The sequence below is a fragment of the Spirosoma sp. 209 genome (genome assembly GCF_002006735.1).
GTDB lineage: Bacteria > Bacteroidota > Bacteroidia > Cytophagales > Spirosomataceae > Spirosoma > Spirosoma sordidisoli.
Genome location: NZ_MVEC01000005.1, coordinates 59,168 through 73,324, shown reverse-complemented (window position 1 = coordinate 73,324; position 14,157 = coordinate 59,168). Strand labels below are relative to the sequence as shown.

Here is a 14,157-nt window from a genome sequence, read left to right as displayed (position 1 = left end):
GACTGGCCACGGGAAGACTTCCAGACCGCCAGAATTGGCCGATTAGCCCACACAGTACAACACCGACAGTTGAAGAAGTGGTTACTTCTATAAGATTTGGCATTATGAATAGAATTCAATAAAATATAAGGCAAAATGGGGATTTTTTCTAGGAAGACAACGTAAAAAGGGTAGTTTTGCCTTAGATCGTCTAGTCTAATCCATACGGCCTGTTATGTCAACCCGTCGCACTTTTTTTCGTCAGTCGGCCGCTGCGGCCAGCGCTGCGCTTACACTCCCGACGTTTCTCCCCGACACGTTTGCCAACCCAATGCCTGCACCCGGTACAGCGCTGAAGTCGGCCGCGGAATGGGCGCAGGATGAGGATTTCTGGGCGTGGGTGAAGTCCGAGTACACGGTTTCGCCCAATCTCCTGAATCTGAACAACGGGGGCGTTTGTCCGCAACCAAAAGTTGTGCAGGACGCCCATATCCGGTTCTATCAGTACGCCAACGAAGCGCCATCCTACTACATGTGGCGGATTCTGGATCAGGGTCGCGAAGCCCTCCGCAGCAAACTGGCCGATCTGGCGGGCTGTTCGTCGGAAGAGATCGCCATCAATCGAAACGCTACCGAGGGTCTGAACACTGTTATTTTCGGATTAAATCTGAAAGCCGGTGACGAGGTAGTGCTTACCAAACAGGACTATCCGAACATGCTCAATGCCTGGAAGCAGCGCGAGAAACGGGACGGGATCAAACTCGTGTACCTGAACCTCGACCTGCCCAGCGAAGATGACGACGCGCTGGCTCAGCAGTACATCCGAGCCTTTACGCCCCGAACCAAAGTGGTTCATATCACCCATATGATCAACTGGATAGGGCAGGTGATGCCGGTACGGAAAATCGCTGACGAAGCCCACAAGCGGGGAATTGAGGTCATCGCCGACGGGGCTCATTCCTTCGCGCTCTTCGATTTCAAAATACCTGACCTGGGGTGCGACTACTTTGCCAGCAGCCTGCACAAATGGTTGTGTGCGCCCTTCGGCAGCGGCATGCTTTATGTGCGGCAAAACAAGATCAAAAACGTATGGGCGCTGCTCTCCAACAATGAACCTGACGGGCCTGATATCCGGAAGTTCGAGAGCTTGGGTACGCGTTCGTTTGCGTCAGAAATGGCCATTGGTACCGCCGTTGACTTCCATAACAGCATTGGCTCCGCGCGTAAGTTTGCCCGGGCGCACTACCTCAAAAACTACTGGATGGAGCGGGTCCGTGAGCTGCCGGGTGTTCGTATTCATACGTCGCTCAAGCCCGAGTATGCCGGTGCGGTAGCCCTGTTCTCGATCGATGGGATGAAACCCGCCGAGATTGATGGTCAGCTGCTAAACCAGTATAAGATCCATACGGTAGGGATCGAATGGGAAAATATTCGCGGGGTTCGGGTAACGCCCCATATCTATCATTCGCCCAAAGATCTGGATCGTCTGGTAGCGGCTATCGAAGCCATTGCCGCTAAACAAACCCTGGCCGGTAAGCAGAAGAAAAGCTGATACCTGCCGCCCCCAGCCAGCCTATAGCCAGCCAGACGCCCACCGGTACACTGAACATGATGGCCAGCAGACCCAGGATAAAGGCCCAGAAAACAGCGGTTTGCCAACGCTCCGGCGATACCTCGCGCCCGTAGGCCAGCCCATGCATCAGGAGTAGCCATCCCCAGCCGGTCAGCCCGAGCCAGACCATATAATCGACCCCGACAGTGGCGGGTTGGTTTTTGAACAAAATCAGCCAGTCGGGTAGCCAGATCAACCCGTAGATCAGCGTATAACGACGCAGCCGATCGAGCCAGGTGAAGGGCATATTGGGCAGCAGGATCAGGTAACGGTGTTCAAACGTGCTCAGTTGCCGCGCCACCTGCGAATGGGTAATCAGAGCCAGCATCAACCCGATCAGGAGGAGCCGTTCGTCATAATCGTCGGTCGGGTAAAGCCGGCATACGCCCACCAGCAGCAGCCCGGATAGTAGCTTGGTCAGCAGTAAAGACAAGGGTTCATGCCGAAGCCAGTAGGCTGGGAAGAACAGCCAGTAGGGGAGCCTGACGCTCAGCGTCGGCAGCCGCAGCGAGCCCGCCGGATGATGGCGAAGTCGGTGGTCGGCCCCGGCAGCGCCAACGACCAGCAAACCGGCCATGGTCAGCAGAATGACCGCAAACGACCCCCAGGCCTGGTAATGAACAGCCCGAGCCAGCATCCAGATCGCGTAACCGCCGACCGGAACGAGCAGCTGAGCAACCAGTAAAAGCCACAACGACCAGCGAATTCGCACGGGAACGAGCCGGAAAGTCTGAAGAAACAGATGGTCGGGTGCGGCCAGTGCTTTTCTGACAAAGCCGACCGTCCGCAGCGTGTACACCAGCCAGAGGAGTATAACCCCGGTCAGGAGCGCGGGTGAGCCCAGGGCGGCCGTGATCAGTGCTTCGTGGTCCATCGGGCGCATGAAGCCGAACGCCAGCAGAACCACGACCAGAAAAGTACCGGCGTTGCGAACGTAGAAAGGCAGGACGAGGGTACGGTAAAGAACAGTATACATCAGTTTATTACGGAACTGATTTCGCCATTACCCACCTGCCACATACTTGTCAGTGAAAGTCCCGTCAGGCTAACATCCTGGTGCGAGGTCAGACAAAACGAAACCGACTGGCGCGTGTGAAGCTGCCGAATGTAATCGAACAGCCGGGCGGCCGTGGCTACATCGAGCGTCGTGAGCGGCTCATCGAGCAGCACCAGAGCCGGCTCGCCGAGCAGGGCCAGCAGCAGCGACAATTTTTTCAGCATGCCGCTCGAAAAGGTACCCGTCGGTTGCGTCCAGAACGCATGCACGCCCAGTAAGTCGGCCAGTTCGTTGACCTGACCCGCCGGTGCTCGTTTGGCTTTCCCTACAAAACCCGCCAGATCGCGGGGTGTCAGGAAGTCGGGGTAGAGGGGTTCGGCATAGTTGACCCGCAGCCGAAACGCCACCGGATGGCGGTTGAGGTCGTACGCTTCGTTGAGCACGATCTGCCCCGAAAAGGGGAGCAGTCCGGCCACCGTCCGGAAAAAGGTGGTTTTGCCGGAGCCGTTGCTACCCCGAAAGTAATGAATGCCGACGGGCAACCGCAACGACGGTACCGTCAGTACGGGCTGACCCGAATAGGCTTTGCTAAGGTTGGTGACAGTGAGCAAGGAATAAGGGCATTTTCGTCTGGCCAAAAATAGCGATAGATTATACGTTGCCCTAGTTCATTCATCTACCACAACCAGCTCACGCGTATACCCGCCAGGGCATTGCGGGTGGGCGATCCGTTATAAAACCGGTTCCCTACGGCATTGAGGTCATAGCCCAGCGAATAGGTCTGATTCAGGAGGTTGTCGCCACTGACGTATCCATCCAGCGTCCAGTGCCGGCCAACGGGTTTACGGAAGCCCAGGGTGGCCTGCAGGAGCCGGGTTGGATCAGACAGGGCCGTGTTGGCGTCGTTGAGCGGGAACGGGTTCAGAAACTGATAGGTCAGGTGGGCATATACCCCCGCTTTCAGTTCCAGATCCAGGCCCGACACGAGCGTTACCGGAGCCACTCCCGGAATCCGATTGTTCGACAGGTCGGCCGTGCCCTGCTGGTAGCTGCGAAAGCGGTAGTCGGTCAGGGTGGCATTCTGCCAGATTCTCAGCAGAGAAACGACCGCATTTGACGCGCCCGAAAATCCAGTCGGGGCTACCAGGTCGTAGCTCGCCTGGGCTTCAAGGCCCCGCTGGTCAGTACGGCCCGCGTTCACGAAAAATTCGGCCCCGGCCGCGTTAGACCGACGTACAATGGTTTCGCGCAGACCGAATTGGTAGGCCGCCACATCGAAGCGAAGTCTCGACTGAAGCGCTGAACCGCGAATGCCAACTTCGTAGCTGGTGCCCCGCTCGGGATTCAGGGTTGTGTTGAAGCCACCTGCCGAGGGGCGAACCTCATCGCGGGTGGGCGCTGAATAGCCGGTGCTGATGCTGGCAAAGGCTGACAACGTCTGGCCGAAGGTGCGAAGCAGTGCCACACGGGGTAACCAGACAGGCGTAAAGTTGCGGGTAAGCAGCTCAGCCGGCAAGGCACCGGCCGCCCGGGTCGGGAAGCGGGTAAAGCCATAGCGAACATCGTTGCGACTCAACCCCATCGTAAGCCGGAAGCGGGCCGGGAGTTCGGTTTCGGCCTGCGCGAACAGGCTGGTTTGCCGGGCAACCAGCTCTTCGTCGGTCTGGATCGTATCGGGCGTACCGGCGCGGTTGCCAAAGTTGCGGATAACGGTAAAGGTGCGCAGCAGCTCGGCCCCAACTGTAAAGGTAGTGGGCAGCGGCCCGCTGGGCAGCCGGAACTGAGTGACGGTTCGCCCGCCCAGGCCCTGGTCGGCGCTCTTCTGGTAATTGGTGATAAACGGGTTGGCAAAGTCCGTCGTTGACCCGTACAGGACCGTTGTATTCTGAATCCGATCGCTCCAGCGGTACTCGTGCGAGACGCCCAGGTAGCCATACTTCTGATAAATACCGGCCCGCTGGTCGGCACTGCCGGGCAGGGTTCGGGTAGCGGGTCTGGAGGCTCGCGGATCGGCCCGATACTGGGCTTCGGTCAGGCCGCCGGGTGTCTGATAGTGCAGGTCTGAATAGAGTCCCAGCACGGAAATCGTTCGTTTGTCACTGACATTGAACGAGCCCGCCAGCGTCAGGTTGTCCCGCACCAGCGCACTGTGGTTTCGGTATCCGTCACTTTGCAGGTGATTGTAGCTAAGGGTAATCGCCGAGTTTTGCTGGCCCGTCTGAACCGCAATGCCGTTTCCGTATAAACCGTAGCTACCGCCCAGCGCCGACAGCTCCACGTTGGTTTTGCCCGCCGGGACCGCCAGGCCACTGAACAGGAGCGTGCCGCCCGTTCCGGCGCCGTAGAGGCTGCCGGCCGGGCCTTTGATAACTTCGATACGGCCCAGCGACCGCACATCGAGCGCGTTGAGCGGGGTGTTGCCGCCGGCGTCGGTCAGCGGCAGTTCGTTCCAGTATGCTTTCACATTACGTACCCCAAACGGCGACCGGATCGCGCTGCCCCGAATGGCCAGTCGGTAGCTGCCCGGCGATCGTTCGTCGGCCCGGACACCGGGCAGGGTATTCAGGGCCGGTATGAGGGTTGGGGTTCCGTAACGCTGGTTCAGGTCCCGCCGGGTCAGCAGGCCGATCGATGCGCCTGTCTCGAGCAGCCGCCGGTTCGATGCGTACCCGCGAACCACTACCTCGTTCAGTTGCAGGGTATCGTCCAGAGATGAAGCGGTAGGCGCAGGGGGCTGAGCCAGGCTGCCAACATGATAGCCAAGCACCAGGAAAAGAGTAAATCGTACGGAGAACTGAACCATGAGGCAACGAGTACTGATTGGGGAATTGATGCAGATAAAAGAGCGAATGACGCGCTTTTGTTGTTATACAACTACGATTCTTTAGCCGATCTGTCGGCTGGGGTCGAAGATAGTTCATTAATCCATTACCCTTTAGCCGCTCATGGCCAACACAAGTGACGATTTACACGGCAATGCGCCCGACTCCGCCCCGGTAGCGCTGCTGATTATCGATATGATCAACGATCTGGAATTCCCTGAGGGACCGGACTTTCTGGCGCCAACCCTGGCTGCTGCGGATCGGATCGCCCGACTCAAACAGCGGTGTAAAGACGCCAGCATTCCGGTTGTTTACATCAACGATAACTTTGGTCGATGGCGGTCCGACTTTAGGGAAGTGCTGGATCACTGTCTGCACGATGGGGTGCGCGGGCAGCCGCTGGCCGAACGGTTATTGCCCGACGACGATGATTATTCGGTCCTTAAACCCAAGCACTCGGCTTTTTTTGCGACGACGCTGGAAACGCTGCTGGCGTATCTGAAAGCAAAAACGCTGATCCTAACGGGTATCAGTGCCGATGCCTGCGTTTTGTTCACGGCCAGCGATGCCTACGTACGCGACTTCTCGCTGTACATCCCGTCCGACTGCGTGGTGGCTGGCTCGCCGGTTCATACCGAAGAAGCCCTGGCGTTTATGAAGCGGGTACTGAAGGCCGACATAACCCCCGCCGATGAGATCGATCTGGCAAAACTGCTGGATGAATCCTGAACCGCGAGCCTGCGAGCACGAACTACCAGCCGTGGGGTACTGGTTTCCTGGTAATCCGGAGCCGATACGCGGGCGACGGCTCCTTATTTTAAAAGAAACCACGGGTGTCAGGCGCGAAAACTGCCTGATTGAGCCGTTTTTTGTGTATATTTGGTTCCAAATCAAGCGGTTTTGCTGACCGGGAACGAAGGGTCAGCGTTTTATCACTTTTACAAGCTGTCACCTTGACATTTTCCGAATTCAATCTCCACGACGACCTGCTGGCTGGCGTGGACGCCATGAACTACCTGAAGGCCACACCTATTCAGGAAATGGCCATCCCTAAAATTCTCGATGGGCGCGACCTGATCGCCAGTGCCCAGACCGGTACCGGTAAAACGGCCGCCTACCTCATTCCACTGCTCGACAAAATCTCGCATGCCGACCACGACCATACCAGTACGCTTATTCTGGTGCCCACCCGTGAACTGGCCAAGCAGATCGACGAACAGGTAGAAGGATTCGGCTACTTCGTACAAGCCAACAGCATCGCTATCTACGGCGGGGGCAAAGGAGACGACTGGGACAAGCAGCGTAAGGCTCTGGAAACCGGCGCCGATATTATTATCGCCACCCCCGGCCGACTCATTGCGCACATGCAGCTGGGTTACGTCAAATTCGACAAGATCGATTACCTGGTTCTCGACGAAGCGGACAAAATGCTCGACATGGGCTTCTCCGATGACATCCTGAACATTGTCGATAAGATTCCGGCCAAGCGTCAGACCCTGCTGTTCTCGGCCACGATGCCCAACAAAATCAGGGAGTTTGCCAAACGGATCCTGACCGAGCCGGAAGAAATCAGACTGGCCGTTTCGAAACCGGCGGCTGGTATCGATCAGCAGTTTTACCTCGCCTACGACAATCAGAAACTGCCGCTGCTGGCTCACCTGATCAAGAATAGTGAGAAGCCCGTTCAGAGCATGGTGCTGTTCACGTCCAAAAAGTCGGAAGTGAACGGTATTGTACGGGCGCTCAGCAAGCTGGGCTACGAAGCACGGGGCATCAGCTCTGATCTCGAACAGGACGACCGGGAAGTGGTGTTGCGCGATTTTAAGAATAAAGCATTTCCGATTCTGGTAGCCACCGACGTACTCTCACGCGGTATCGACATCGACAACCTGACCCACGTGGTCAACTACGATACGCCCCGCGACGCCGAAGATTATGTACACCGCATCGGCCGGACGGCGCGGGCCGCTACGACCGGTACGGCCATTACGTTCATCAGCGATCAGGAGCAGAATCGTATCGTTAACATCGAAAAGCTGATCGAGCGCGAGATCGACAAACGATCCATAACCGAAGAACTCGGCATGGGCAAGTCGCCGGTGTTCGACCCCAAGCGGTTTGGCCGTCGTAAAGACGGAGGCCGTGGCGACAACCGGGGCGGACGCGATGGGCGCCGACCCAATGACCAGCGTCCATCCGGTACCGGATCGGGTGAAGCCCGCTCGGACCGTTCCGGAAAAGGTCGGCGCGACCGGCGGGATAAACCGGTGCCGCAGCCGGCAGGCGAGGGTGTTGCCATGGCTACTGATTCGGCAGAACCGGCGCTACCGCTTTCGGCTACCCATGTGAATGGGCAACCCGCCGATAAGCCTAAGCGACGCAAAAAGCGTCGGCGGGGGCCGCGGGGTGAAAAACGCGAAAACGGCCAGGAGCAAAGCCCGTCCCCCGCCCCAGCAGCCGAGTAACCGAAACTATACAAAAAGCCCAGACGTCAGTTTGGGCTTTTTTTGGCTCATCTGCGAGCCGGTCACAACCGATTATAGAACGTGAACAGCGCTACGAGTCCTGCCCGCGATTTCAGATCCGGCTTTTCGGCCTGTAAATAAGCTTCAACCTGCTCCTTCCTATCGGCCATCAGCTCCAGAACCGCTTTTTTGCCGGGCGAAAACTTGACAGCCTGCCCTTGCCGACCAATATACCAGTCGGCTTTTTTAAGCAGTTGATCGTCTTTACTACCGGTATTGAGGGCCGGGTTGTAGGTGCTTTTTTTTACGGAGATAAACGGGTGGAGTAGGAGCTCGACCCGGCCGGTAACCAGCTGTTCGAAAAAGCCGTTGATCGCATCTGCGTCGCCCCGGTACTCGAGCACATTGACGAAATGGCTGACTCCACCCAGCTTGCTGTTCATGGCAAACCGCTTTACGCTGTGACCCTTGGCAACGCGTATGTCGGCCGGGCTGGCCTGTATCTCTACTTCGTTGGCCATCAAATCAAGTCGGACCGGCACACCGGCTAGCGTGTCACTCTGACCGATGCGGCCATAAAACCGGATGGTACCGGCCTGAAACGTGGTGTCCAGGTAGGCGTCGCCGAGAATCTGGCCCGGCGGTCCGTCGACGCCAAACAAAACGCCATTCGCCGGTATTTTGAGGCCACTGAAATTGATTCGGTCGCGGGTGGTTTGCTGCATCGAGTTGTCCGGGCTTGTCTGGGCAAAACCATATACCGGAAGCAGCAGCAGGAGGGGGAGGCAGCTAAATCGCATAGTGAAGGACGTTACGGTGAAGAGGCTGTAAAGAAACGTATAATCTCCAAAGGTAGATGCATTGGCATTCAGCGAATAACGCAAAATGTTATATGGCCTATCATTAGACAGTGGCGCTATTTCCGTACATTTAACCGTTTATGACCAATTTATACAACCTCTAACTTCATGACGAAACCTCTGCTGATGGGGTTGCTGGCGCTGGGTCTGATTCAGTCGGCCACTGCCCAGACAACCTTTCCGCGTAATGGCGTGTACGACGAACGACCCGGCCTGTACGCATTCACCAACGCTACCATTGTGGTTGATCCGCAAACGACATTAGCCAATGCTACGCTACTGATCCGAAACGGTCGTATCGAAGCGGTGGGGGCCAACGTGAGCCTGCCCGCCGGTGCGGTGGTCGCCGATCTGAAAGGGAAACGAATCTACCCGGCCCTGATCGATATCGATTCGGACTACGGAATGCCGGAGGTGAAAACCGAGCGCCGGTCGTTCAATTCGCTGCCTCAGCTCGAGTCGAACAAGAAAGGGGCCTACTACTGGAACCAGGCCATCCAGCCCGAAAATGATGCCAGTCTGCTTTTCAAAGCGGATGCTAAAAAAGCAGACGAACTTCGTAAGATGGGATTCGGTTCGGTACTGGCCCACGCCCACGATGGTATAGCCCGCGGCACCGGTGCGCTGGTAACGCTGGCCGACGAGCGCGAAAACGCACTGGTCCTGAAACCGAACGCCACGGCTCATTACTCGTTCAGCAAGGGAAGCTCCACCCAAACCTCTCCCAACTCAATGATGGGTTCGGTGGCTGTACTTCGGCAGGCTTTGTACGACGCCGACTGGTACAAACGCGCTGGTAACAAAGAGCAGGCCAACCTCTCGCTCGACGCGCTGAATCGTATTCAGGGTCTGCCCGCCATCTTCGAAGTCAATGACAAGCTGGGCGTGCTGCGGGCCGATAAAATCGGTGATGAGTTTGGTATGCAGTACATTATCCGGACCTCTGGCGACGAATACCAGCGGATCGATGAGATAAAGGCTACGGGCGCGTCGCTGATTGTTCCCCTCAATTTTCCGCAGCCCTACGATGTCGAGGACCCCTGGGATGCCGACAATGTGTCTCTGGCCGAGATGAAACACTGGGAAATGGCACCGATGAACGCCGGTCGACTGGCTACTGCCAATATTCCGTTTGCGCTGACAACGGCGGGGCTGCGTAACAAGTCGGAGTTCTGGGCCAACCTGCGCAAAGCCATCGAGAACGGACTGCCCGAGCAGCGGGCGCTGGAAGCGCTGACCACGCTACCCGCCCGGCTCATTCGTGCCGAGAATCAGGTGGGTACGCTCAAAAAAGGGAACGTAGCCAATTTTATCATTACCTCGGGTAATCTGTTCAGTGCCGACAATGTAATCTACGAAAACTGGATTCAGGGTAAGCAGTACATTGTGAACCCGAAAGATGGTACCGACCTGCGCGGCAGATGGCGCCTGGTTATCGGTAATCAGCCGCCTGTTCAGCTGACCATTACGGGTAAGTCGGCCGAAAAGCCCGAGTATCAGATTCAGGTCGATACCACCAAAATCACTCCGAAAGTGTCGGTAAGCGGTGACCTGATTACGATGCAGATCCAGCTCGACAAAAAGAAACCCGGCACCACCCGCCTGACGGGGTACCGCACCAGCCCATCCAACCTGGCGGGCGATGGCGAAACCCCCGATGGTAAAGCCATCAGCTGGTCGGCCGCCCGGGCTGTCGACACGCCCACGTCGACTACCGCTACCAGTGCTAGCACCACCGCGGGCCGCTCTGCTACCAGCACTGCCGGCACCACGCTTCTCTATCCGTTTGCGGGCATGGGTAACCTCAGCAAGCCGCAGCCGCAAACCATGCTGATCCGGAACGCTACGGTATGGACCAATGAGAAAGAAGGGATCGTTCAGGCCACCGACGTACTGGTTCAGAATGGAAAAATTGCCCAGGTCGGTAAAGGGCTGACGGCTCCGGCCAACGCCACCGTAATTGACGGAACCGGTAAGCACCTGACCAATGGGATTATCGATGAGCACTCACACATTGCGTTGTTGTCCGTGAACGAAGGCTCTCAGTCCAGTACGGCCGAAGTGCGTATGGCCGACGTGGTCAACTCGGAAGATGTCGACATATACCGCCAGCTGGCGGGTGGGGTTACGACCTCCCAGCTTCTGCACGGGTCGGCAAACGCCATCGGTGGCCAGTCGGCGCTGATCAAGCTGAAATGGGGTGAGTCGCCGGAAGGATTGCTGGTAAAAGGGGCCGATGGGTTCATTAAGTTTGCCCTGGGCGAGAACGTAAAACAATCGAACCGGAGCGACGGTACCGGTATTCGGTTCCCGCAGAGCCGGATGGGGGTTGAGCAGGTGTACATGGATCATTTCATGCGGGCCAAGGAATATGCCAAGAGCTGGGACACGTATAACCGACTCAGCACCAAGGAGAAAGCGTCGGCGCTGGTACCTCGCCGGGATATTGAGCTGGACGCTCTGTCGGAGATCCTGGCCAAAAAGCGGTTCATCACCTGCCACTCCTACGTTCAGTCGGAAATCAACATGCTGCTGAAAGTAGCCGATTCGCTGGGCTTCAAAGTGAATACCTTCACCCACATTCTGGAAGGGTACAAGCTGGCCGACAAGATGGCGCAGCACGGTGTAGGCGGATCGTCGTTTGCCGACTGGTGGGCCTACAAGATGGAAGTGAAAGATGCCATTCCCTATAATGCCGCGCTCATGCACCGGCAGGGAGTGACGGTATCGATCAACTCCGATGATGCCGAAATGGCCCGTCGACTGAACCAGGAAGCCGCCAAAACGGTCGAGTATGGCGGTATGACAGAAGAAGACGCCTGGAAGATGGTAACACTCAACCCGGCCAAACTGCTGCACCTCGACAATCGGATGGGGAGCATCCGGGCTGGTAAGGATGCGGATCTGGTTCTCTGGAATACGAACCCGCTGGCGATCTACGCCCGTCCCGAAAAAACGATCATCGACGGCGCGATCTATTTCGATTTGCAGACCGAAGACGCCAGACGGGATGCCATGCAGGCCGAACGCGCCCGCATCATTCAGAAGATGCTGACCGCCAAATCCAGCGGCTCGTCAACGACCCGTCCGACCCCCCGTCGGTCACGGATGTGGCATTGCGAAGATGTGGAAGGGGTGATGGCCGAAGGTGAGGAAGACGGCAAATAAGGACCAGAAACGGTATACCGAACAAACAGATGAAACGATTACTTACAACTATACTTTCGCTGGCGTCGCTTACGGGCATGGCGCAGAACCCCGCTCCCGCTAAACCGCAGACCCGGCCTATAGCCCTCCTGAATGCCACCGTCCACATCGGGAACGGGCAGGTCATCCAGAACGGGGTGGTGGTGTTCGACAAGGGTATCATTACCACCGTGGCCGATGCCACCACAATCCGGCTCAACACCAACGAGATGGAGGTGATCAACGTGGCTGGTAAACATGTGTATCCGGGCTTCATATCCCCCGCATCGACGGTGGGTTTGCAGGAAATCGGAGCCGTGCGGGCCACCGTCGATAAACAGGAAATAGGCATATTGAATCCCAACATTCGGGCGTTGATTGCCTACAACACCGATTCGGAAATTATTCCAACCATCCGCAATAACGGCGTCTTGCTCACCCAGGCCATGCCGCAGGGCGGTACCGTATCGGGTAGCTCCAGTGTGATGATGGCCGACGGCTGGAACTGGGAAGATGCGGTGCTGAAAAAGGATGATGGCCTGTGGCTCAACTGGCCCGGCTACTTTGCGCGCTCGTTCGATCTGGCCGATTTCACCACCGTTGTCAAGAAAAACGAACGGCGCGACGAAGTGATCAGCTCATTACGGTCCACCTTCGCGGATGCCAAAGCATATGCGGCTCTGCCCAGCCCAACCCCCATGAATCTTAAGCTGGAGGCTATGCGGGGTTTATTCTCGGGCCGCCAGAACCTCTACATCCGGGCCGACTATGGTAAAGACATCATCGAAGCGGTTCAGTTTGCCCGCTCGGCGGGTGTGCCTAAGGTGGTTATTGTCGGGGGCGAAGAAGCCCATCGGGTTGCCGGATTCCTTAAGGAACAGAACATTCCGATTATCCTGAGCGCGCTTCACCGCCTGCCCAACCGCGACGATGAGGATGTCGACCTGCCGTATCGTATGCCGGCTATCCTGCAAAAAGCGGGTGTACTGGTAAGCCTGAGTTATGCCGATGCGTGGTGGCGTACCCGAAATCTGCCGTTCCTGGCTGGTACGGCGGTAGGATTTGGGGTCACCGATCGCGAGGAAGCCCTGAAAATGATCACCTCCAATACCGCCAGGATTATGGGTATCGATAACCTGGTCGGTACACTGGAACGGGGCAAACAGGCCACTCTGTTCGTCTCGGCCGGCGATGCGCTCGATATGCGGACCAACGTAGTAGAGCACGTATTCATCCAGGGTAAAAAAGTAAACCTGGACGATCGGCACAAGCGGCTTTACAATACCTACAAAGAAAAATACCAGCAGAAATAAGCTGGTTGACAAACCCGGGTTAACGCGGGGATGACACAGTCATTCCCGCGTTTTCTTTTACAAACCATTGGGCGCACAAGCCGTTGTGGTGTAAACTATAGCGATAATCACCGTGGCTTTTACTTTCCTGACTGCCGAATGGCGGAACCTTATATTTGCAAACTACGCCATCGATCCTGAGGTGCTGAAACCGCTGGTTCCGTACGGTACCGAACTGGATGCGTACAATGGCATCTGCTACGGGAGCCTGGTGGGTTTTTACTTTAAGCGGGTCAGGTTGTTCGGGGCCGTAGCGGTGCCCTTTCACCAGGAGTTCGAAGAGTTCAACCTGCGCTTTTACGTTCGTCGCAAACACCAGACCGGCTGGCGGAGAGGAGTGGTGTTCGTCAAGGAAATTATTCCGAAGCCAGCTATTTCACTCGTGGCCAATACCTTATACGGCGAGCCGTATGCTACCCATCCGATGCGGCATGAGTGGCGAACCGATGCGGACCAGCAGTACACCCGGTATGAATGGAAGGTCAACGGGGCCTGGAACCACATTCAGGTACGGGCCGATCAGAGGGGGCACGCGCTGGTACCCGACAGCGAAGAAGCGTTTATCACCGAACATTACTGGGGGTATACCAACCGGTCGTCTTCAGGTACGAAAGCTGGACGAACCTCCGAGTACGAGGTCGTTCACCCCGCCTGGTCGATTTTTCCGGTAACGGATTATTCGGTTCATTGTGACGTGACTACGCTGTACGGCAGTCGTTTCGCTCCGTTTTTTGAGGAGCCTCCGCGGTCTATATTCCTGGCCGATGGTTCCGCGGTAGCGATCAGGTCCGGCGAAACAATAAGCAGGTAACCTGCAGATCGGAATAGGAAAAAAAGAAGTAAAAATATAAATAATATATAAAATATATGGGCAAAGAGGGGTC

General features: G+C 56.7%; 10 protein-coding genes. 6 read left to right on the top strand and 4 right to left on the bottom strand.

Annotated elements, in window-relative coordinates; translation table 11 throughout:
* Positions 1-214 precede the first annotated feature (214 nt).
* Complete coding sequence (locus B1C80_RS10175; RefSeq protein WP_077920984.1) at positions 215-1,531, top strand: aminotransferase class V-fold PLP-dependent enzyme; 1,317 nt, start codon at positions 215-217, stop codon at positions 1,529-1,531.
* On the opposite strand, the gene B1C80_RS10170 is transcribed toward B1C80_RS10175, so the two are convergent.
* The 3 genes from B1C80_RS10170 to B1C80_RS10160 form a co-directional block, all read right to left on the bottom strand.
* Complete coding sequence (locus B1C80_RS10170) at positions 1,494-2,567, bottom strand: hypothetical protein (RefSeq protein ID WP_077920983.1); 1,074 nt, start codon at positions 2,565-2,567, stop codon at positions 1,494-1,496. The two genes, B1C80_RS10175 and B1C80_RS10170, sit on opposite strands and share 38 nt — an antisense overlap.
* Positions 2,567-3,199 carry an ATP-binding cassette domain-containing protein gene (locus B1C80_RS10165; protein ID WP_077920982.1) on the bottom strand — a complete coding sequence of 211 codons (633 nt, stop codon included), beginning with the start codon at positions 3,197-3,199 and terminating at the stop codon, positions 2,567-2,569. The genes B1C80_RS10170 and B1C80_RS10165 overlap by 1 nt, the downstream gene beginning before the upstream one ends.
* A gap of 65 nt (positions 3,200-3,264) precedes the next feature.
* A complete protein-coding gene (locus tag B1C80_RS10160; RefSeq protein WP_077920981.1) occupies positions 3,265-5,391 on the bottom strand; it encodes a TonB-dependent receptor in 2,127 nt (708 codons plus the stop codon).
* Positions 5,392-5,533: 142 nt separating this feature from the next.
* Here B1C80_RS10160 and B1C80_RS10155 point away from each other — a divergent pair, with 142 nt between their 5' ends.
* Positions 5,534-6,139 carry a cysteine hydrolase family protein gene (locus B1C80_RS10155; protein ID WP_077920980.1) on the top strand — a complete coding sequence of 202 codons (606 nt, stop codon included), beginning with the start codon at positions 5,534-5,536 and terminating at the stop codon, positions 6,137-6,139.
* A 278-nt stretch (positions 6,140-6,417) separates the two neighbouring features.
* Positions 6,418-7,875, top strand: coding sequence for a DEAD/DEAH box helicase (locus B1C80_RS10150; protein WP_077921158.1), 1,458 nt, complete (start codon positions 6,418-6,420; stop codon positions 7,873-7,875).
* A 62-nt stretch (positions 7,876-7,937) separates the two neighbouring features.
* Here B1C80_RS10150 and B1C80_RS10145 read toward each other — a convergent pair whose 3' ends face one another.
* Positions 7,938-8,675: a hypothetical protein gene (locus tag B1C80_RS10145; RefSeq protein ID WP_077921157.1), complete on the bottom strand. Its 738-nt coding sequence runs from the start codon at positions 8,673-8,675 to the stop codon at positions 7,938-7,940.
* Positions 8,676-8,843: 168 nt separating this feature from the next.
* On the opposite strand from B1C80_RS10145, the gene B1C80_RS10140 reads away from it, so the two are divergent.
* The 3 genes from B1C80_RS10140 to B1C80_RS10130 all read left to right on the top strand — a co-directional run bounded on the left by B1C80_RS10140 (position 8,844) and on the right by B1C80_RS10130 (position 14,084).
* Positions 8,844-11,903, top strand: a complete 3,060-nt coding sequence (locus B1C80_RS10140) for an amidohydrolase family protein (protein ID WP_077920979.1) — start codon at positions 8,844-8,846, stop codon at positions 11,901-11,903.
* Between the two features lie 29 nt (positions 11,904-11,932).
* A complete protein-coding gene (locus tag B1C80_RS10135; RefSeq protein WP_077920978.1) occupies positions 11,933-13,234 on the top strand; it encodes an amidohydrolase family protein in 1,302 nt (433 codons plus the stop codon).
* Between the two features lie 112 nt (positions 13,235-13,346).
* Positions 13,347-14,084: a YqjF family protein gene (locus tag B1C80_RS10130; protein WP_077920977.1), complete on the top strand. Its 738-nt coding sequence runs from the start codon at positions 13,347-13,349 to the stop codon at positions 14,082-14,084.
* Positions 14,085-14,157 lie beyond the last annotated feature (73 nt).

Coding starts and splice junctions, on each gene's coding strand:
- B1C80_RS10175 (WP_077920984.1), top strand. CDS start 215: ATGTCAACCCGTCGCACTTTTTTTCGTCAGTCGGCCGCTGCGGCCAGC.
- B1C80_RS10150 (WP_077921158.1), top strand. CDS start 6,418: ATGAACTACCTGAAGGCCACACCTATTCAGGAAATGGCCATCCCTAAA.
- B1C80_RS10135 (WP_077920978.1), top strand. CDS start 11,933: ATGAAACGATTACTTACAACTATACTTTCGCTGGCGTCGCTTACGGGC.
- B1C80_RS10145 (WP_077921157.1), bottom strand. CDS start 8,675: ATGCGATTTAGCTGCCTCCCCCTCCTGCTGCTGCTTCCGGTATATGGT.
- B1C80_RS10170 (WP_077920983.1), bottom strand. CDS start 2,567: ATGTATACTGTTCTTTACCGTACCCTCGTCCTGCCTTTCTACGTTCGC.
- B1C80_RS10140 (WP_077920979.1), top strand. CDS start 8,844: ATGACGAAACCTCTGCTGATGGGGTTGCTGGCGCTGGGTCTGATTCAG.
- B1C80_RS10160 (WP_077920981.1), bottom strand. CDS start 5,391: ATGGTTCAGTTCTCCGTACGATTTACTCTTTTCCTGGTGCTTGGCTAT.
- B1C80_RS10155 (WP_077920980.1), top strand. CDS start 5,534: ATGGCCAACACAAGTGACGATTTACACGGCAATGCGCCCGACTCCGCC.